Here is a 19,680-nt window from a genome sequence, read left to right on the forward strand (position 1 = left end):
ATCACAGAGCGCGCCGTATCGATGGGCACCGCTCCCCGACGCCCACACTCTTGACTGCCGACCGCTGCATCTGCTCTAATTCGAACACAATGTGATCGCTCACAATTACGGGCGATCACAGTGGCATCTCGACCCCGTTGCAATGGAACCTGAACGATGAAGATCACGATTCCCGCGCTCGCCCCTGCCGCGGCAGTGGCGGCGCTCGCGCTGTCGGGGATCGATCGACGTCGACCAGGGTGGTCGCGATGCGGCTCTACCGCGTTCGGGCGCGGTACTTCCGCCACTGCCCGGAGCTGAACATCCATCTCCTCCACGAAAGGCGCACCATCATGCATTCTGACGACTCCTCGAGGCGACGGCGCGTGGGAAGCGGCATCGTCGCCGCTTCCGCCGCGGTCGCCGTGCTCGCGCTCGCCGGCGCGGCCGTCGCGAGCCCGCCTCCGCCCGATCTGCTCAGGACCTCGGCCGTGACAGCGGTCCCTGCGGCCTCCGTCATGACCACGACGTCGGTGCCGAAGCCGGCGAGCGCGTGGTCCCTCGACGAAGGAACCGGCACCTCCGCAGCCGATTCTGCGGGCACCGACACTGCGACGCTCGGTTCCGGTGCGTCATGGATCACCGGTGCCGTCGGATCGCACGCGGTGTCCCTCGACGGCAGCCCCAACGGCGCCGTCGTCGCTCCGGCTCCCGCGGTCGACACCTCGAAGAGCTTCACCGTGTCGGCGTGGGTGAACTTCTCATCCGTCGGCGGCTACCAGACGATCAGCGGCATCGACGGGGCGAACATCGGCGGGTTCTTCCTTCAGCTCTCTGGGCAGACCGGGAAGTTCGCGATGACCCGGCGCGCAGCGGACAGTGACTCCGCGGCCGAGGTGCGAGCGGATTCCGACGTGGCTCCCGTGGCGAACACCTGGTACCACGTCGTGGGCGTGGATGACACGGCCTCCTCGTCGCTCCAGATCTACGTCGACGGCCAGGCCGGCTCCGCCGCCTCGTTCTCGTCGCCGTGGCAGGCGACGGGCGCGACCTCCATCGGCCGCGGCGACTACAACGGTCCGACCGACTACGTCCACGGTGCCGTGGACGATGTGCAGTACTTCGCGTCAGCGCTGACAGCGGATCAGGTCGCCAACATCGACGCGTCCGCGCACTGGACGTATGACGAGGGCACCGGGACGACAGCGGCCGACTCGACGGGGAACGGCAACGCGCAGACGCTCGCCGCCGGTGCCGGCTGGGCGGACGGTCGCGTCGGTGCGCACTCGGTGAGCTTCGACGGATCGAGCACCGGGTACGCCTCCGCGGGCAAGCCCGTCGTGGACACGCGCTACTCGTTCTCAGTCGCCGCCTGGGTCAAGCTCGCGTCGACCACCGGCTTCCAGGACATCGCCTCGGTCGACGGCGCGAACGTCAGCGGCTTCTATCTCCAGTTGCGGGGTGACACCGGGAGGTTCGCCTTCACCCGGCTCGCCAGCGACTCGACGAGCGCGGCCGCCAGCTCTGCGTCCGCCAGTGCGCCGCCCACGGCAGGCACCTGGTACCACCTGGTCGGCGTCTATGACGCCGCCGCGAAGACCCTGGCGCTCTACGTGAACGGGACCCTGCAATCCACGGTCGCGTTCACGACCCCGTGGCAGGCCACCGGTTCGTTCGCCACGGGACGCGGGACGTACAACGGTCCCACCGACTTCCTCTCCGGCGATGTCGATGACGTCCAGGTGCTCGACTATGCAGCGACCGCGAACGATGTGTCGGGCATCGAAGGCAACTCCGGAGGACAGCTCACCGTCGACGCCACCAACCCCGCACACGCGCTTCCGAGCAGCTTCTTCGGCCTGATGACGGAGGACATCAACCACTCGATGACGGGTGGACTGTACGCGGAACTGATCAACAACCGGTCGATGATGGCCAGCACCACCGCGCCCGTCGAGTGGAACAGCGTGAACGGCGCCGCCCTCTCGCTGGACAAGTCGAACCCGCTCAACAAGGCTCTGACCCAGTCGCTGCGGGTCGACCTGGGTGGTGCGGACGCGCACCGAGCCTCCGGCGTGTCGAACAACGGATACTGGGGCATCCCGGTCACGCCCGATCAGACGTACTCCGCGCAGTTCTTCGCCATGGGGACGAAGGGCTTCCACGGACCGCTCACGGTGTCTGTGGTGAGTTCCGACGGCTCCACGGTGTACGCGACGGCACAGGTGAACGGCGTCACCGACGCGTGGAAGCAGTTCTCCGCGAAGTTGAAGACGGGCTCGAAGGCGCCGACCACCGCGGATGCGCGTTTCGTCATCACCGCAAGCGGAAACGCGGGTCAGAGTCTGTGGCTCGACAATGTGTCGCTGTTCCCGCCGACGTACGACAACCTCGCCAATGGCCTCCGCCCGGATCTGATGACCAAGCTCGCCGGGCTGAAGCCGGCCTTCATCCGCGAACCCGGCGGCAACTACCTGGAGGGCAACACGATCGACACCCGCTTCAACTGGAAGAACACGATCGGACCGACCTGGACGCGTCCCGGCCACCAGGACGACGCGTGGGGGTACTACTCCACCGACGGGATGGGCCTCCTCGAGTACCTGGAATGGTGCGAGGAACTGGGTGCCCAGCCGCTGCTCGCCGTGTACGCGGGCTACTCGCTGAACGGTTCGGTGGTTCCGCAGGATCAGCTGCAGCCGTACGTGCAGGACGCACTCGACGAGATCCAGTTCGCGACAGGACCTGCGACGAGCACCTGGGGCAAGATCCGTGCTGAGGACGGTCACCCCGCGCCCTTCAGCATCTCGACGGTCGAGATCGGCAACGAAGACTTCTTCGACAGGAGCGGCAGCTACAACTCCTACCGGTTCCCGATGTTCGCGGACGCGATCAAGAAGGAGTACCCGGACCTGAGCCTCGTGGCGACGGCCGCCGTGACCTCGCGCACGCCGGACATAATCGACGACCACTACTACAACTCGCCGTCGTGGATGAACTCCAACGCCAACCTGTACGACCACACCTCGCGGACGGGCCCGAAGGTCCTGGTCGGCGAATGGGCGTCGCAGGAGGGTGCGCCGACGCCGGACCTGGCGGCCGCGATCGGAGACGCCTCCTGGCTGACCGGCCTGATGCGGAACTCCGATCTGGTGATGGGGGAGTCGTATGCGCCGATGCTGGTCGACGTCAACGATGACCGGTGGAAGACGAACCTGATCGGCTTCAACGCCCTGACGAGTTACGTGTCACCCAGCTACTGGGCGCAGTCGATGCTGGCCAAGAACCACGGCGACCAGGTGCTCAACGCCTCCTACAACGGCATCGGCGGCATGAACGTCACCGCGACCAAGGACAGCGTCACCGGAAAGATCTACGTGGTGATCGTCAATCCGAGCTCCAAATCGCAGAAGGTGCAGCTGAACATCACGGGTGTGGACTCGCTCAAATCCACCGGAACAGCCGTCGTGCTGACCTCCGCGAGCGGGACGGACACCAACACCATCAACGATCCGAACAACGTGGCCCCGGTCACGACGTCGATCAGCGGTGTCACTCCGGCGTACGAGCGCGCCGTTCCCGCGAACTCCGTGACGGTCCTCGACCTGAACTGATCGCAGAACTGCGCAAGAGCCCACCCCGGCACGGACGGGGTGGGCTCTTGTGTCTGCTGCGGTCCTCGCTGACTGTGAACCGACCTCAGCGGAGTGCGCGTCTCAGGCCGACCAGTCTCTCGACGACGACGACGATTATGGCCGAGAAGACGATCAACACGACGGACAGGGAGGCCACGGCCGCGTCCGCAGACGTCGCCACATAGTTCATGAGCTGCACTGGCAGGGTCGGCTTGCCCGACTGCGCGACGAAGAGTGCGATCACGAGTTCGTCGAACGAGACGACGAAAGCCATCACAGCGCCGGCGATGACCCCCGGAAGGATGATCGGGAAGGTCACATGCCGAAAGACCGTGGACCCGCTCGCGCCCAGCACTCGCGCCGCCTCCTCGCTCGAGGTGTCGGATGTGGCCAGGCTCATCATTGTCGTGCGCATCACGTACGGCAGGGTGATGCTGATGTGGCCGATGACGATCGCGGCGTAGGTGTTCATCAGGCCGAGCGGCCCGAGTACCAGGACGAGGCCGAGGGCCAGCACGATCGTGGGCACGAGGAGCGGGCTGAGGAAGAATGCCGAGATGGCGCCGCGGCCGGGGAAGTCGTAGCGCTGGATGGCCAATGAGGCGGGCACTCCCACCAGGAGCACGACGACTGTCACGATCGACGCGGTGATCAACGACGTCTGCAGCCCGCTGACGAACACGGTCTTCTGCGGCAGGATGGCGTACCAGTTCCAGGTGAATCCCTCTGGCGGAAAAGAGAGATAGGTGTTGGAGCTGAACGAGATCACCACCACGATCAGCAGCGGCGCGAGCAGGAAGAGATACAGCACGCCGACAAGGATTCTGAAGGCGATGGCTCCGGCGTCGATCCGTCGACGCGAAGGTGTGAGCTGGGTCATTTCAGGCTCCGAGTCTGCGGGCGAGGCGCTGGTACAGCGCGACGACCGTTCCGAAGAGGATCAGGAGGATCACCGAGAGCGATGCAGCGAACGGCCAATTGAGCAGTCCCGTTGTCTGGTCGTAGATTTCGGTCGCCATGACGTGGACACGCCCACCGCCGAGCAGCTGAGGAGTGACGAACGTGCTGATGCTGAGGACGAAGACGAGGAGGAAGGCGGTCAGGAGTCCGGGCAAGCTCAGCGGAAGGGTCACACGCAAGAAGACGGATGCCCGGTTCGCGCCGAGTGAGGACGCGGCCTCCTCGAGTTGAGGGTTCAGCCTCCCGAAACCGGACATCATTCCGAGGATGGCGTACGGCATGAAGATCTCGACGAGGCCGATGACGACGCCGAGGAAGCTGTTGGCGAGCGGGAGGGGTGCGCTGATGATCCCGAGGTTCTTCAGGGTGGAGTTCACCAGCCCCTGAGGGCCGAGGATGACCATCCACCCGAAGGTTCGCACGACCGCCGAGGTGAGCAGGGGCGCGATCGCGAGCGCGACGAGCACGCTCTTCCACTTCGATGACGACTTCGTCAGGAACAACGCGATCGGGTAGGACACGAGGATGCAGAGAACGGCCGACAGGATCCCGAGAAGCAGCGTGTTGCCGATGACGCCCCAGTAGTACGGGTCGGCCAGTGGCTTGATGTACGAGTCGAGCGAGTACGTCGTGTCGTAGAGACCGTCGCCGTGCCCGATGTTGAACGACATCCTGATCATCCACACCAGCGGGTACGCGTAGCTGACGATCAGCGCGAGGAGTGCGGGAAGGGCGAGGGCCCAGGCGATCAGCCGGTTCTGCCGCGTTCGCGACCGCTCGAGGCGGCCGCGGTCGCCGGCCCGACCGAGATTCAGGGTGCTGATGGCGGTCGTGGTCATCGCCCGGTCGCCTCCTCGTGCGGGAGGAGATAGGCATCTGCGGGGTCCCAGCTCAGCTGCACGTGGTCGCCCGCAGAGGGGAGGTCGGACGAGGACGATGTCACCTCGGCGACGAAGTCGCCCTGAGTCGTCGTCACCCGATAGCCGACCGCGTCTCCGGTGTAGGTCATGGAGACGACCGTGCCCCTGAGGGAGTTCGCCTCCTCTGCGTCGTCCGCACGGCGCACCCGGAGGTTGTGGGGCCGGAGCACAAGGGTCGTGTCCGTACCCTCCAGCCCTGGCCGGCCCACGGCGCCGCCTGATCCGAAAGACGGCGCCGCGATCCGGTAGAGCTTCTCACCGTGGTCCGCCGGAGCGAGTTCGGCCTCCACTGCGACGTCCAGCAGATTGGCCCGGCCGATGAAGTCGGCGACGAACCGGGTTCTCGGCCGCCGGTAGATGTCGCGGGGGGCGCCGAACTGCTCGATCAGGCCTCCGTTCATCACGGCGATCCGATCGGCCATGTCGAGTGCTTCGTCCTGGTCGTGCGTGACGAAGAGCGTCGTCGCCCGGGAACGCTGCTGGAGCATGCGGATCTCGGTGCGCATGGATTCGCGCAGCTTCGCGTCGAGATTCGACAGGGGCTCGTCGAGGAGCAGGAGTGTCGGCTCCACGACGAGCGCCCTGGCGAGTGCGATGCGCTGCTGCTGTCCTCCGGACAGTTCCTTGACCCGGCGCTTCGCCAGGTGCTCCAGCTTGACCATGGCGAGCGCTTCGAGGGCACGCTTCCGTTGCTGCTCGCGGTCGACCTTGCGCATCTTCAGACCGAACGACACATTGTCCAGCACGTTCATGTGCGGGAAGAGAGCATAGGACTGGAACACCATCCCCATCCCGCGCTTGTGCACGGGAGTGGAGGTGATGTCGGCGCCGTCGATCAGGATCGAGCCGGAGGTGGGTTCCATCAAGCCGGCGACCATGCGCAGCGTGGTCGTCTTGCCGCATCCGGACGGACCGAGTAGAGCCACCAGGTGGCCCGACTCGATTTCCATGTTGAGCTTGTCGACGGCTGGATCGGTGCCCGCGCTGTACTGCTTCGTCAGGTCGACGAGCGACAGCTTCGCCTGCTCCCTGCGTGCGCCGGAGTCTCCAGTGCCTCGCGCCCGGATGGGTGCAGAGCGCTCACTCGCGGCGATCGTCTGGTTCGTCTGCATGATGGTCCTCAGGTTCGGATTGATCGATGTGGAGGCCGGTCAGCCGCCGATGATCTCGCGCTTCCAGATGTCCGTCCACTGGGAGCGGACCGTTGCGAGCCAATCCGGGTCGTAGGAGATGATCTTCACCGACCCGTCGGTCTTCACGATCCGGTCGGCGACATCGGCGGGCAGTGTCACATTGTCGACGGACGGTGCGTAGTACAGCGCCTTGGCGAATGCGGTCTGAGCTTCAGCACCGAGGGCATAGTTCATGAACAGCTTCGCCGCCGCCGCGTTGGGCGCGTTCTTGAGCAGGTTGATCGTGTTGATCTGGTACATCGTGCCCTCCTTCGGGAAGGCGATCCCCAGCTTTCCGCCACTCTGATCGCTGTAGTACTGGCCGCGGGCGTTCTGTCCGAGGTCGAGCACGGTCTGACCCGTGATGACGCTCTGGTACTCGTCCGGCAGCGGAGCCCAGGTCTGGACATTCGGGGCCAGCTGCTTGAGGCGGGCGACCGCCTTATCGATGCTCTTCGTGAAGTCCTCGCCTTGCATTTTCGCTGCGATCATCGTCAGGTCGATGCTCAGGGCAGAGGGGGGAGCGGTGATCCCGATCTTCTGCTTGTACTTGGAGTCCCAGAGCACGTTCCACGACGTGGGCGCCTTCGGGAACGTCTTGGTGTCGTAGAGGAGACCCACAGCGTCCTCCTGAAGGACGGGACCAAAGCCCTGGGTGTCGAGGATGTCCTTCTTGACGTGCTTGATGTTGGGAACATCCGTTGCCGAGATCTTCGCGAAGATGCCCTGCTTGTTACCGGTCTCGGCAACCGTGCTGTCCATGATCGCCACATCGGTCGACGGAGTGCCGGCCTCCGACTGGATCGCGGCGAGCATGTCGCCCGACGAGCGCTTGGATTGGTACTGGACCTTGATCTTCGGGTACTTCGCCTCGAACGGCTTGATCACGGCGTTCCAGTACTGGTTCTGCCAGATGTCCGCGTAGCCGATGATGCTGAGGTTCCCGCTCGGCTGCGCTCCGGCGGCCGAAGGAGTCGAACCGGACGAACTGCCGCTCGCGCATCCGCTGAGCGCAGCAAGCCCAACAGCGACGGTCGCCGCGGCGAGCACTCGCTTCCCATAACGACTGAACATCTGAGCTCCTTCTTCGGGGCGCGGAAGAGCTTCGATACAGGCCCTACGTCGCGCGCTGTGTTGTGGGGGTGGCGGCCGGGGTTATATACCGCCCAGTCGCTTGACGCGACTTGTTGCGATCACGGTAGCTTTCCGGCGCCAGCTCTGCCTCAAGAATTCACAGTGCGTGCCAACGTTGTGCGCAGGTTCGACACGGGGGACTATTGAGGAGAGACGCGGAGCCAGACGAAACGGCCTGATCAAGTTGGAAAAAAGGGGCGGGAATAAAACAAGACGCGGAGGCGGCTGTCGCAGTCGGAGAATTCCCGGATGGCAATATTTGTGCCATCGGTGTGCGACATTGACCACCGCAAAGCACCGCGCACGGCGCAGGTGGAGGAGCCCATGCGTCGGGAGCGACCGAGAATCACTTCTTCGGCGAGCCTGTCGACTCCCGAACGGTGAGATGAGTCGGGATCCGGTCCAGCCGGTGCGACCGGTCCTTCGTCGTGAAGCTTCCGAGCAGGATGTCGGTGATCGCACGGCCCGCCTGCTCGCCGCCGGCGGTCACCGTGGTGAGCGGCGGATTGGTGAACGACGCCCCGAAGATGTCGTCGCAGCCGATGACGCTCATGTCGTCGGGAACGCGGATGCCGCGGTGCTCGAAGCGGCCGAGAGCGCCGATCGCCAGCGTGTCGTTGAAGAAGATCGCGGCCGTCGCTCGGGAGAGCTCGACGGCATCTGCCGCTGCGGCACCGGCGGCAAGAGTGGGACGAAAGTTGCCCACCGGGATCAACTCGACATCGTGTTGACTCGCCGCCGTCCGCAAGGCCCGATAGCGGGCCTGGTCGGACCAGGAGGTTGCGGGGCCGCGAACGTACGCGATCCTCGTGTGTCCCAAGGAGACCAGGTAGTCGAGGCCCTGGGCGAGACCGGCGGGAGTGTCGATCACGACACCCGAGATCCAGGGGACTTCACGGTTGAGCACGACAAGCGGGACGCGTTCGGCGACCTGATTGAGGATGGGGTCTGGGCTACGGGGGGACGCGAGAACGATCCCGTCGACACTTTCGGCGAGCTCCACGAGCCACTCCGCCTCGACTTGCTCCGATTCATCGCTGGTGACGAGCAACTGCATGAAGCCGGCCGCCTGCGCTTGTATCTGACTGCCGCGGATGAGGTCGAGGTTGAACGGATTCGTCAGATTGGGGAGCATCAGCGCGATCGTGCCGCGGGCGATGCGCTGACGGCTCGACGGCAGCGTTGCGGACTCGTAGCCCAGTTCGCGGGCCTTTCGCACTATCCGCTCGTACATTTCCGGGCTCACCCGGTTCGGGTTCGACATCGCGCGCGAGACGGTCGAGGGTGCCACTCCGACCGCCGTTGCGATCTCGGTCAACGTCACCCTTCGGTGGATTCGCCGTTCGGGAAGCGCCACCAGAGTCTCCTTCGTGCATGGAATATGGCAAGGATTTTGCCACTAGTGCCACGTCTGCGATCCGAAGATCCGCGTTGTCACGACGATTAGCACCCGTAGTCCAGCACAAGCTTGGCACACCTAGTGCGACGTCGCGCGGTGGAAACGTAGTCTCTACGCATGCTGGTGACGACGCGAGCACAAGGAGCCGAAATGTCCAGGAAAGTCGATTTGGTCGCCGACCTCGGCGAGGGATACGGCGATTGGGCGATGGGCGACGATGCGGCTCTCCTCGAGATCGTGACCTCGGCCAACATCGCCTGCGGCTTCCACGCCGGCGACCCGCGGATCATGGATCGCACGGTGGCCGAGTGCGTGCGCCGCGGCGTCGGTATCGGCGCCCACCCAGGCTTCCCCGACCTCGTGGGCTTCGGCCGCCGCGCGATGGACCTCACGGAGACCGAGGTCCGGACGGACGTCGTCTACCAGCTCGGCGCGCTCTCCGCGTTCGCCGCCTACCACGGCGCTCGCGTCGCACACGTCGCCCCGCACGGGCGTCTCGGCAACCTTGTCGCGACTCGCCCGGATTACGCCAGGGCGGTGGTCGACGCTGTGTCCCACATCGACCCGGGCCTGCGCATCCTCGCTCAGGATGGTGAGCTGGCCGATGCCGCCCGTGCCGCAGGGGTGGTCGTCGGCATCGTCGGGATCGCCGACCGTGCGTACGAGGACGACGGAACGCTCGTCCCACGATCGCAGCCAGGCGCGGTGATCCACGATGCAGGGGAGATCGCCGAGCGCACGGTTCGCATGGTGACGGAGGGTGTGATCGACAGCCGTAACCGGGTCGCCATTCCGGTTGCTGTGGACACTGTCCTTCTCCACGGCGACACCCCGGCCGCGGTCGAGCTCGCCCGTCGCATCCGCGCCGAGCTCGAATCCGCGGGCGTGGTCATCGCGGCGCCCACCGCACTCGACGCGGAGGCGCGGCGATGACCGGAGTCGACCGCTCCGACGTGCTCATCGCTGCCTGCGGCCCGGCTGCTGTCCGCATCGACGGCGTCTCGGGCGATCGCGAGCAGGACTGGCGCGTCGTGCATCAGATCGCCCGCCGCCTGGCGGCCCGCGGAGAGCTCGGTTTGACCGGCTCGATCCCCACGTACGAGGCGGTGCTCGTCGAGTTCGATCCGATGCTGATCACGATCGGAGCCGTGACGGAGCGGATTCAGGATGCGCTCGACGCTATCGATCCCGACGCTCCGCTCACCGCGGAGCCGCGCACTTTCGTCGTACCCGTGCTCTACGGCGGAGACGGCGGCCCCGACCTGGACGACGTCGCCTCGCTGACCGGTTTGGACCGGGAAGAGGTGATCCGTCTGCATCAGGAGCCTGAGTACATCGTCCGCTGTCTCGGCTCGCCGGGCGGCTCGCCCATGCTCGACGGCCCGGCCTTCCCGGTCCCGGTGCCGCGGCTCAGCAGCCCGCGGGCAAGCGTTCCGGCCGGCGTCGTCTCCGTGGCCGGCCGTCAGGCCACGATCGCCCCGGCCTCCGCTCCGGGCGGCTGGTGCGTCATCGGGCGCACACCGCTGACCTTGCTCGATCTGTCCCGCGAGCCGCTGGTGCCCTATGCGCCGGGCGACCGCATCCGCTTCACACGCATCGACGAGGCGGAGTACACACGCCTGGAGGGTCGCGCGCTCGTAGCCGAAGAGGTCGCGGCATGAGCGGCGGAATCAGGGTCGACACGGCATCGATGGCCGTCGTGACGGACCTCGGACGTACCCGGGGTCCCGCCCAGGGACTGCCGGTCAACGGAGCGCTCGACCAGTACTCGGCACGAATCGCGAACATCCTCGTCGCGAACCCCGAGCAGGCGCCCCTCATCGAGGTCACCGCCTTCGACTTCGCCTTCACCGCTCAGGCCGATCTGCTCGTCAGCGTCACCGGCGCGCCGATGACCGTCGATGTCGACGGCGTCGCCCGCCGCATGTGGGAGCCGGTGTCGATCGGCGCCGGTCAGCGTGTCGCGCTCTCCGCGATGACGGAGGGGCTGCGGACATACATCGCCGTCCATGGTTCGTTCGACGTGCCGCTCCTCCTCGGCAGCTGCGCGCCGGACACGGTCGCGGGATTCGGCGTGGTCCTCACCGCAGGGTGGCGACTCGATGTGCGCACCCCGGTGGCTCCCATCGTGAACCCCTACTTCGACATGTCGCTGTTCAACCTCGACGTGCTGATCCCCTACTTCGGCGACGACGCCGTCATCGACGTCACCGACGGCCCGGACGCGGGGCAGTTCCGCGGCGCCGGCGCGCGTCTTTTCGAGGCCACGTACACGGTCACGGCCAAGAGCAATCACATCGGGCTGCGCATGGCCGGCGACCTACCCGTCCGCAGCAGTTCCGAGGAGATGATCTCTCGCGGTGTTCCCATCGGTGCTGTCGAGGTTCCGCCCGGCGACGAACTCCTCGTGCTGCACCGCGGGCGCGGTGTCACCGCCGGTTACCCCGTTCTGGCCGTCGTCACGCCGCTCGCGCTCGACGACCTGGGGCAAGTCCGTCCGGGCCAGCAGGTGCGCTTCCGCCGCACGACCGTCGAGCGCGCTGAAGAGAACGTGCGCGCGTGGCGCGCACGACTCGACCGCCTCCGGCAGCGAGTCGACACCGTCTACGCCTGCCTCGGCGTCGACCGGCATCTCGAGCTGTGGGATCCCACGGGATCCCCTCGGCCTTCCCGGGCCTCTGCGGCCTGACCATCGATAGGAGACAAGCATGACGCTCACCGCACCCGCCGCCGTATCCACGAAACCCCCGCACGTCACGACACGCATCGAGCGTGCCGACCCGGACGCCATCGCGCGGCTGGGCGAATTCACCGCGGCCACCATCCACGAAGCGCAGGGCCGCCGCGGCGCCCTCTCGTCGCGGATCAAGCCCATCGACCGCGACCGATCGTTTGTCGGGTCGGCCTTCACGGTGGTGTGCGCCCCACGCGACAACCTCATGCTGCAGGTCGCGATCCACTATGCGAAGCCCGGAGACGTGCTCGTCGTGTCGGCCGGGGAGTTCACCGAGGCCGGGATGTTCGGTGACGTGCTCGGCAACGCCTGCAAGGCGAAGGGCATCGCCGCCCTCGTCACAGACGCCGGTGTACGCGACACGCACGAACTGCGCGAGCTCGGGCTGCCGGTCTTCTCCGGCAGCGTCTCCATCAAGGGCACGGTGAAGGAGACGCTCGGCCACATCAACCAGCCCCTCGTCTTCGGCGACGAGATCATCTACCCGGGTGATGTCATCAAGGGCGACGCCGACGGTGTGGTGGTGGTGCGGCGAACCGAGGTCGAGGAGGCCATCTCGCTCTCGGCCGCCCGCGACGCCAACGAGGCACGCCTCATCGAGCTCTACAAGCAGGGCCGGACGACGATCGACCTCTGCAACCTGCACGACGTGCTGCGCGACAAGGGCATCACGACCGATCTCGACTCCGTCGACCCCGACCAGGGGCTGGGCGCACGATGAGCGCCACGGAGTCGGTCCCCACGGAGTTCGCGGCGACGGAGTTCGCCGCATCGGATCGCGTCCGCCGCATCCGTGAGTCGCCGAGCTCGGCGGCAGCCCACCGTGTCCGGGAGCTGAAGGCGAAGGGCCGCCGCATCGTCGACTTCACTGTCGGGGAGCCCGACTTCGACACCCCGCAGCACATCAAGGACGCCGCTATCGCAGCGATCGTCGCGGGTGAGACGAAGTACACCCCGGTCAACGGGACGCCCGCACTCCGCGACGCCGTGCGCACCCGGATGCTGCGCTCGTCGGGTATCCGCTACGAGGACACCCAGATCACCGTCGGGGGCGGCGGCAAACAGATCCTCTACCTGACGTTCGCCGCGACGCTGAACCCAGGTTCTGAAGTCATCATCCCGGCACCGTACTGGGTCTCCTACCCGGACATGGTGCTCGCGAATGACGGCACCCCGGTCATCGTGCAGACCTCGGCCGAATCGGGCTACAAGCTGACTCCGGAGTCTTTGCGCGCCTCCATCACTCCGCGAACCCGGTGGGTCGTCATCAACGCCCCCGGCAATCCGACCGGCGCCGTCTACAGTGCCGAAGAAATCGCTGCGCTCGCCGCGGTGCTGGAGGAATCTCCGCACGTCTGGGTCCTGACCGATGAGATCTACGACGAAATCCTGTTCACCGACGACCGATTCATCGGTTTCGCGGTGGGCGCACCCACCATCCGCGACCGGGTCTTCACGGTCAACGGCGTCTCGAAGTCGTACGCGATGACCGGGTGGCGTCTCGGGTATGCGGTCGGAGACGCCCGCCTGGTCGCGGCCATCAACAAGCTGCAGTCGCAGAGCTCGTCCTGTCCTTCGTCGATCAGCCAGGCGGCGGCCGTCGCCGCGCTGACCGGCGATCAGACCTTTGTGCGGAAGAGCGTCGCGGCCTATGCCGAGCGTCGCAACCGCGCGGTGGAGCTGATCGGGGCGGTCGAAGGGCTGCGCCCGGTCGCACCCGACGGCGCCTTCTATCTCTTCGTCGAATGCGCCGGACTGATCGGGAAGCGCACAGCAGAGGGTCAGCTTCTCAAGACGGACCAGGATGTGACGCTCTTCCTCCTCGACACTGCCGGTGTCGCGGTGATCCAGGGTTCGGCCTACGGCAGCGAGCCGTTCTTCCGCATCTCATTCGCGACGAGCCTGGAACAGCTCGAGCTGGGCGCCGCTGCCATCGCCGAGGCGGTGAAGGGGCTCTCCTGACCGCCTCCGCGGTCGCGCGACCTCCCGAATCGCCACGCCATGATTTCATGAGAAGGAACCGACTGTGTCATCACGTCTTCGCGTCGCGGTTGCTGCGCCCCTGACCGACGCGCTCCACGCGCTGATCGAGACCGCCGAGCCGCGGGTCGAGCTCATGCGCGATGCGAGCCTGGTCGCACCGAAGCGGTGGGACGCGGACTTCTCCGGTGATCCGGGATTCCGGCGCACCCCGGAGCAGCAGAGCCGTTTCGAGGCCTTGCTCGACTCCGCCGACGCGCTCTACGGCATCCCGGACGTCGATCCGGACGCGCTGTCCCGCACCATCAAAGCGAACCCCGGGCTGCGCTGGGTGCACACGATGGCCGCTGGCGGCGGCGGCCAAGTGCGGGCCGCAGGCCTGTCGCCGGCGGAACTCGAGCGGGTGGCATTCACAACCTCCGCCGGCGTCCACGGTGGCCCGCTGGCCGAGTTCGCAGTCTTCGGCATCCTGGCCGGTGCCAAGGATCTGCCCCGGCTGATCGCACAACAGCGTGCCCGGACGTGGAGCGGGCGGTGGGCGATGGGACAGGTGGCCGACCAGACGATCCTTGTGCTGGGCCTCGGCGGAATCGGGGGCGTCGTGGCTCGCCGGCTCTCGGACCTGGGTGCGACCGTCCTCGGCGTCAGCCGCCGAAACGTGGAAATCGACGGAGTGGACCGAATCGTGCATCCCGATGACATCGTGGCGGAGGCGCCGAAGCTGGACGCGGTAGTGAGCACGCTCCCCGGCACCGACGCGACGCACCATCTTCTCGGCGGCGAGTTCTTCGCAGCACTGTCCGGCGGAACGACGATCGTGAACGTCGGCCGTGGCAACGTGATCGACGAGGCCGCGCTGGTGGAGGCGCTGGACGCCGGCCGAGCCGGTTTCGCCGCGCTCGATGTGTTCGAGGTGGAACCGCTGCCGGACACGAGCCCGCTGTGGTCCCGCGCCGACGTGCTGATCAGCCCGCACACTGCCGCACTCGACGCCGGCGAAGAGCGCCGCATCGCGGAGCTCTTCGCTGACAACGCCGGCAGGCTGCTCGACGGACGGCTGCTGCGCAACCGTGTCGACACCGTCGAGTTCTACTGACTTTCATCGTCCCTCCGGAGCAGAACATGATGTCGAACACCACCACAGCGGTCGTCGTTTCCGCAGTCGCTGCGAACCCCTCCGTGTCTGGCACCGTTCTCCTGGAGTGCTCATGACCGCGCCATTGATCGTGCTCATGGGGGTCTCCGGCAGCGGGAAGTCCACGATCGGTGCCGCTTTCGCACAACGGCTCGGCGTCCACTTCATCGATGGCGACGATCTGCACTCGGCGGCGAACATCGCCAAGATGACGGCGGGGATCCCGTTGGAAGATGCCGACCGCTGGCCATGGCTGGCCGACATCGGGCGCACTTTGAGCGACCACAGCACCAGCGGCCTCGTGATCGCCTGCTCGGCGCTCAAGCGAACCTACCGCGATGTGATCCGTTGGGAGGCGCCCACGACGGTCTTCGTCCATGCCCACGGCGAGGCCGAGCTCATCCACAGCCGCATGGCGGCACGGCCCGGCCATTACATGCCCGTCGCGCTGCTGCACAGCCAGCTGGCCATCCTCGAACCGCTGGCGGAGGACGAGAACGGCCTCGTCCTCGACATCCAGCTGCCCGTCGACGAGCTGGTCGAGTCTGTTCAGCTCACCCTTGCAACCCAAGAAGGGTTGTCATGGGCCACGACCGAAGAGTCCAACCGCTAGCGACGAAGGAGCCCACCATGTTCACCGCCCCACTCGAATCCGTCCCAGGTCTCGACAGCGGCGAGGCCCCGACTCAGAAGGTCGGTGCCGGCGTCCGCCATCGGACTGAGAACGGTTCTCCGTTCGTGATCCTCACCGGCCGCGCCATGATCGAGTTCGACGACGAGGACTCCCTCGTCTTCGTCCGTCGGGGCTCGATGTGTCGGCTGCCGACAGGCGCCGCGACCCGGTGGACCGTGTCAGAGCCGATCGAGTATCTGCCTGTGACCGAAGCCTCGGTCGTGTTCAGAGACCACGACGATGGACGGGCACGGGGTGCACGGGGTGGAGTGGACGTCGACCAGGGCCGCCCGGTGCGCCCCTTCCGGCCGCGCAGGCACGTTTCCTGACCGCGCGGTCGCGTGGCCGCTGCTTCGGCACAATTCGTGCCATTCATGCACAGGCAACGCCCTCAGATCCGGACACACGGAACGCGACATCGGGCGTGGGTATAAGGCTTTTGACCAGGTATTTGTGAGCCGGAAAATCTCGGCGACGCGAGCTAGCGACGCAAGCGGGCCCGCACATGTTTGGCACAGAGTACCGACGGGAGGCGACGGCTTCGCTCAACGCAGCTACGGTGGTCGATCAGGAGCACCGACCAGCGTGGAGCAGCTCGCGTTCTCTCACCCCGCGCTCCGGAGATCAGCTCCGCCCTCATCGCCGATGGAGACGATATGACCCAAATCGCACTTCCCCGGAAGACCCCCGCCAGAGCGGCGGTCGCCGCCTGGATCGGCACGACGCTCGAGTACTACGACTTCGCGGTGTACGGCACCTCGTCGGCGCTGATCCTGAATGTGCTGTTCTTCTCGCCCGAGCTGCCCGAGGGCATCAGTGTGCTGCTGGCGATGATCACCTTCGCGGTCGGATACGCGGTGCGTCCGCTCGGGTCACTCATCTTGGGTCCGATGGGGGACAGGTTCGGTCGCAAGTTCGTGATGATGATCACACTGTTCGGAATCGGCGGCTGCACCTTCCTGATCGGCTGCCTGCCGACCTACGCGCAGATCGGTGCCGTCGCCCCCATTCTTCTGGTGCTGATCCGCGTCATCCAGGGACTGTGCCTCTCGGGCGAGCAGCCCAGCGCCATCACGATGAGCCTGGAACACGCGTCGGAGCGCCGCCGGGGTTTCATCACCAGTTTCACCACGCTGGGCTCCGCCTCCGGCACGCTGCTCACGCTGCTGGTCTTCATCCCGATCGCCTCGATGCCGTCCGCGCAGTTGCTGACCTGGGGATGGCGGCTCCCGTTCTGGTTCTCCGCCATCGTGGTCGTCGTCGCCTACCTGATCCGCCGCCACGTGCAGGAACCACCGGAGTTCCTCGAGACCCAGTCCATCAAGGTCAACATCGCTCCGCTCAGTCAACTCCTGCGCTTCCACTGGCGGGCTGTGGCGCGGATCATCTTCTGCGCCCTCATCGCGGGAACCAGCTACATGATGCAGACGTTCTCGGTGGCGTTCGGAACCGCCGGATACAAGCTCGATAAGCCGACCATGCTGCTCACGACGACCGTTTCAGCACTGATCGCGCTCGGCATCACACCCATCGCCGGCTACCTCACCGACAAGATCGGCCGCAAGACGGTATTCCTCATCGGGACCGTCGGGGTCGGAATCACCATGGTGCCCTACCTCTGGTCGATCACGACCAGCAATTGGGCGCTGATCTTCTTGTTCGGGATCGTCAACTACTCGTTCTTCTACTCGACGGTGAACGCGTCCTGGCCGTCGTTCTTCGCCGAGATGTTCCCCGGCCGTGTGCGTGTCTCCGGGCTGGCCCTGGGCACCCAGATCGGCTTCGCGATCTCGGGGGCTGTCGGCCCTGTTCTCGCCACCGCGCTCTCAGGCGCCGATCTCAAGGGTTGGGTGGGCCCGTCTCTCGTAGCGATCGGCTTCATGGTCTTTGCAGGAGTGTCCGCGCTCACGGCGAAGGAGACCCGGACCTACACGCTCAAGGAGCTCGACGAGGTGCAGCAGAGCGAGCCGGAGAAGGCTGCGGTCACTGCCGCGACAGCGGTCCCGCCCAACGGTGTCCGCGGCCTCGCGGCACAGCCGGGTGTCGCTGAATGACGGCTCGTCGGGGCGACGAGCCGAATCGACAGGAGGAAATGTGACGTTCGCAGACTATTCGACTGCCCTGGTGACGGGTGCGACCTCGGGGATCGGCGCTGCACTCGTCGAGCGCCTTCGCGAAAACGGGCTCACTGTGCACGCAGTGGCCAGGAACGCTGATCGGATCGCGGAGCTGTCGGAGCGGACCGGGGCCATCGGTCACGTCGCCGACCTGCGCGACACCGCTGCTCTGGAGGCGCTGGTTGCGGGCCTTGAGATCGACGTTCTCGCCAACATCGGCGGCGTGTCGCGGACCGGCAATGTGCTTGGCGCAACACGCGACGATATCGACGATCTGGTCGAGGTCAACCTCGGCGCGGTGCTGCACCTGTGCCGCCTCGCCCTCCCGGGAATGGTAGAGCGCGACCGTGGGCACGTGGTCAATATCAGCTCGATCGCCGGCCACTACAACTTCTTCGGGCACACCGCCTATCACGCCACCAAGGCGGCCGTGCACCAGCTCTCCCGACAGCTGCGCAACGACACGCTCGGAAAGCGCGTGCGCGTGACCGAGATCTCGCCCGGCCGCGTTGAGACCGAGATCTTCGCACGTAACACGGGCGGCACCCCCGAAGACATCGCGCAGGCGCACGCAACCTACTTCGAAGGCTACGAGTCGCTCACGACCGATGATGTGGTGAACGCCATCGCGTTCGCCATCGACGCACCCCGCCACGTGAACGTCGGCCTGATCGAGATCATGCCAACCTTCCAGGTGCCAGGAGGGCTGACCTTCGACCGTCGGGACCAGGACTGACCCGACGCTGTTAACCGCCGCGGACCGCCCAGTTCATCTCCGGAAACCGCCGTTCGCGCTGAGCGAGCACGGGCGCAGCGGGCCCGAGCCGTGGCTTCCGGTTGCGCGTGTCCTCCCCGCCCACGCGGTTGCTGCGCTCGGTGAGGGCCACGAGCGCGAGGTGACGGTCGGCCGTCCAGCAGATCGTCCGGCCCTTCTGGTCCTTGCTGCGGCCGAGGATGCCCGCCTCGTGCAGCTCGGTGAGTGCCCGGTGTGCAGCCGCAGGGGAGGCGTTCAAGCGCTCGCTCACGCTCTCGGCTGTGACCACCGGGTCGGTGGCCAGCGTCTCGAGGATGCGTAGCGACACGGCGTCGCGACGAGGCACTGCAGGGTTGCGGCCCTGGGCGCGGCGGAAGTCCACCAGCCGCTCGTGGAGCTCGACGTCGAGGGCGGTGATGTCGTCAGCGAGCTTCACCGCAGTGCCGGCTGCGGTTTCGGTGGCCTGTGCGAAGCCGATCACCCAGTCATCCAGTGCCTGCGGCTCTGCGCGGAACGCGGTAAGCCCGGCGATATACGCGTCGGTGCTGCCCGCGAACACGGTGCTGATGGGGATAAGCGTGTTGCGCACCGCATCGGCACGGCGGAGGACCGTGTGGATGAGCGCCCGACCGGTGCGGCCGTTGCCGTCGACGAACGGGTGGATGGTCTCGAACTGAGCGTGGGCGATAGCGGCGCGCACCAGCGGGTTGCCTGTGGTCTCGGTGAGAAAGCCGGCGAGGTCGTCCACCAAGCGCGGGACCTCGGTCTCCGGCGGGGGTACGAACGCGGCACGAAGCGGAGAGAAGCCGGGGCCGCCGACCCAGTTCTGCTCCGTGCGGATTCCGCGCTCGAGGCGCGGTTCGATGATGTGCTGCAGGTCGATGATGTCCGACGCTGTGATCGGCCGTCCGAGGTCGGCCAACTCGGCGATGGCCTGCTCGGTGGCGCGGACGTTGGCGACGACGTCGAGCGCCTGCCGTGAACCCGGTGCAGAAGTTCGGCGATGGCCAGGCGCTTCGGCGTGACGCGGTTGCCTTCGATCCACGAGGAGGAGATCGACTCGGAACGGATGAGCAGGTGGTTGAGGT

At 66.4% G+C, this 19,680-nt stretch carries 17 protein-coding genes; 11 read left to right on the forward strand and 6 right to left on the reverse strand.

The features are described from left to right. Positions 1-365 precede the first annotated feature (365 nt). A complete protein-coding gene (locus BM287_RS02495; protein WP_170857401.1) occupies positions 366-3,593 on the forward strand; it encodes a LamG-like jellyroll fold domain-containing protein in 3,228 nt (1,075 codons plus the stop codon). Between the two features lie 85 nt (positions 3,594-3,678). On the opposite strand, the gene BM287_RS02500 is transcribed toward BM287_RS02495, so the two are convergent. The 5 genes from BM287_RS02500 to BM287_RS02520 form a co-directional block, all read right to left on the reverse strand. Next, a complete protein-coding gene (locus BM287_RS02500) occupies positions 3,679-4,494 on the reverse strand; it encodes an ABC transporter permease (RefSeq protein ID WP_090035686.1) in 816 nt (271 codons plus the stop codon). A gap of 1 nt (position 4,495) precedes the next feature. Further along, positions 4,496-5,413: an ABC transporter permease gene (locus tag BM287_RS02505; RefSeq protein ID WP_090035688.1), complete on the reverse strand. Its 918-nt coding sequence runs from the start codon at positions 5,411-5,413 to the stop codon at positions 4,496-4,498. Beyond that, entirely contained in the window at positions 5,410-6,606 is a 1,197-nt protein-coding gene (locus tag BM287_RS02510) for an ABC transporter ATP-binding protein (protein ID WP_090035689.1), read from the reverse strand. Before BM287_RS02510 ends, BM287_RS02505 begins: the two co-directional genes overlap by 4 nt. 39 nt (positions 6,607-6,645) lie before the next feature. Then, complete coding sequence (locus tag BM287_RS02515; protein ID WP_090035691.1) at positions 6,646-7,740, reverse strand: extracellular solute-binding protein; 1,095 nt, start codon at positions 7,738-7,740, stop codon at positions 6,646-6,648. 406 nt (positions 7,741-8,146) lie between these two features. Continuing rightward, entirely contained in the window at positions 8,147-9,124 is a 978-nt protein-coding gene (locus BM287_RS02520) for a LacI family DNA-binding transcriptional regulator (protein ID WP_244527859.1), read from the reverse strand. 225 nt (positions 9,125-9,349) lie between these two features. Between BM287_RS02520 and BM287_RS02525 the strand changes: the two genes are divergently transcribed. The 10 genes from BM287_RS02525 to BM287_RS02570 all read left to right on the forward strand — a co-directional run bounded on the left by BM287_RS02525 (position 9,350) and on the right by BM287_RS02570 (position 18,574). Next, the gene (locus BM287_RS02525) at positions 9,350-10,132 is read left to right on the forward strand and encodes a LamB/YcsF family protein (protein ID WP_090035693.1); all 783 of its coding nucleotides are present in this window, start codon (positions 9,350-9,352) and stop codon (positions 10,130-10,132) included. After that, positions 10,129-10,860, forward strand: a complete 732-nt coding sequence (locus BM287_RS02530) for a 5-oxoprolinase subunit B family protein (protein ID WP_090035695.1) — start codon at positions 10,129-10,131, stop codon at positions 10,858-10,860. Before BM287_RS02525 ends, BM287_RS02530 begins: the two co-directional genes overlap by 4 nt. Further along, positions 10,857-11,888: a 5-oxoprolinase subunit C family protein gene (locus BM287_RS02535; protein ID WP_090035696.1), complete on the forward strand. Its 1,032-nt coding sequence runs from the start codon at positions 10,857-10,859 to the stop codon at positions 11,886-11,888. Before BM287_RS02530 ends, BM287_RS02535 begins: the two co-directional genes overlap by 4 nt. Before the next feature lie 19 nt (positions 11,889-11,907). Further along, positions 11,908-12,654, forward strand: a complete 747-nt coding sequence (locus tag BM287_RS02540; RefSeq protein ID WP_090035698.1) for a 4-carboxy-4-hydroxy-2-oxoadipate aldolase/oxaloacetate decarboxylase — start codon at positions 11,908-11,910, stop codon at positions 12,652-12,654. Next, positions 12,651-13,895, forward strand: a complete 1,245-nt coding sequence (locus BM287_RS02545) for an aspartate transaminase (RefSeq protein WP_090035699.1) — start codon at positions 12,651-12,653, stop codon at positions 13,893-13,895. Before BM287_RS02540 ends, BM287_RS02545 begins: the two co-directional genes overlap by 4 nt. 64 nt (positions 13,896-13,959) lie before the next feature. After that, positions 13,960-15,009, forward strand: coding sequence for a D-2-hydroxyacid dehydrogenase (locus BM287_RS02550; RefSeq protein ID WP_170857402.1), 1,050 nt, complete (start codon positions 13,960-13,962; stop codon positions 15,007-15,009). A gap of 112 nt (positions 15,010-15,121) precedes the next feature. Beyond that, a complete protein-coding gene (locus BM287_RS02555) occupies positions 15,122-15,661 on the forward strand; it encodes a gluconokinase (RefSeq protein ID WP_090035702.1) in 540 nt (179 codons plus the stop codon). A 17-nt stretch (positions 15,662-15,678) separates the two neighbouring features. Next, complete coding sequence (locus BM287_RS02560) at positions 15,679-16,050, forward strand: hypothetical protein (protein WP_090035704.1); 372 nt, start codon at positions 15,679-15,681, stop codon at positions 16,048-16,050. A gap of 327 nt (positions 16,051-16,377) precedes the next feature. Continuing rightward, on the forward strand, positions 16,378-17,775 hold the full coding sequence (locus BM287_RS02565) for an MFS transporter (protein WP_090035705.1): 1,398 nt from the start codon (positions 16,378-16,380) through the stop codon (positions 17,773-17,775). 40 nt (positions 17,776-17,815) lie between these two features. Then, positions 17,816-18,574 (forward strand): SDR family oxidoreductase, encoded by a 759-nt coding sequence (locus BM287_RS02570; protein ID WP_090035707.1) that lies wholly within the window; start codon positions 17,816-17,818, stop codon positions 18,572-18,574. A gap of 10 nt (positions 18,575-18,584) precedes the next feature. Here the strand turns inward: BM287_RS02570 and BM287_RS02575 are convergent, their stop codons facing one another. Continuing rightward, a complete protein-coding gene (locus BM287_RS02575) occupies positions 18,585-19,637 on the reverse strand; it encodes a Fic family protein (RefSeq protein ID WP_244527837.1) in 1,053 nt (350 codons plus the stop codon). Positions 19,638-19,680 lie beyond the last annotated feature (43 nt).

Origin of the sequence: Leifsonia sp. CL147, from assembly GCF_900114565.1 — a bacterium.
Classification (GTDB): Bacteria; Actinomycetota; Actinomycetes; order Actinomycetales; family Microbacteriaceae; genus Leifsonia.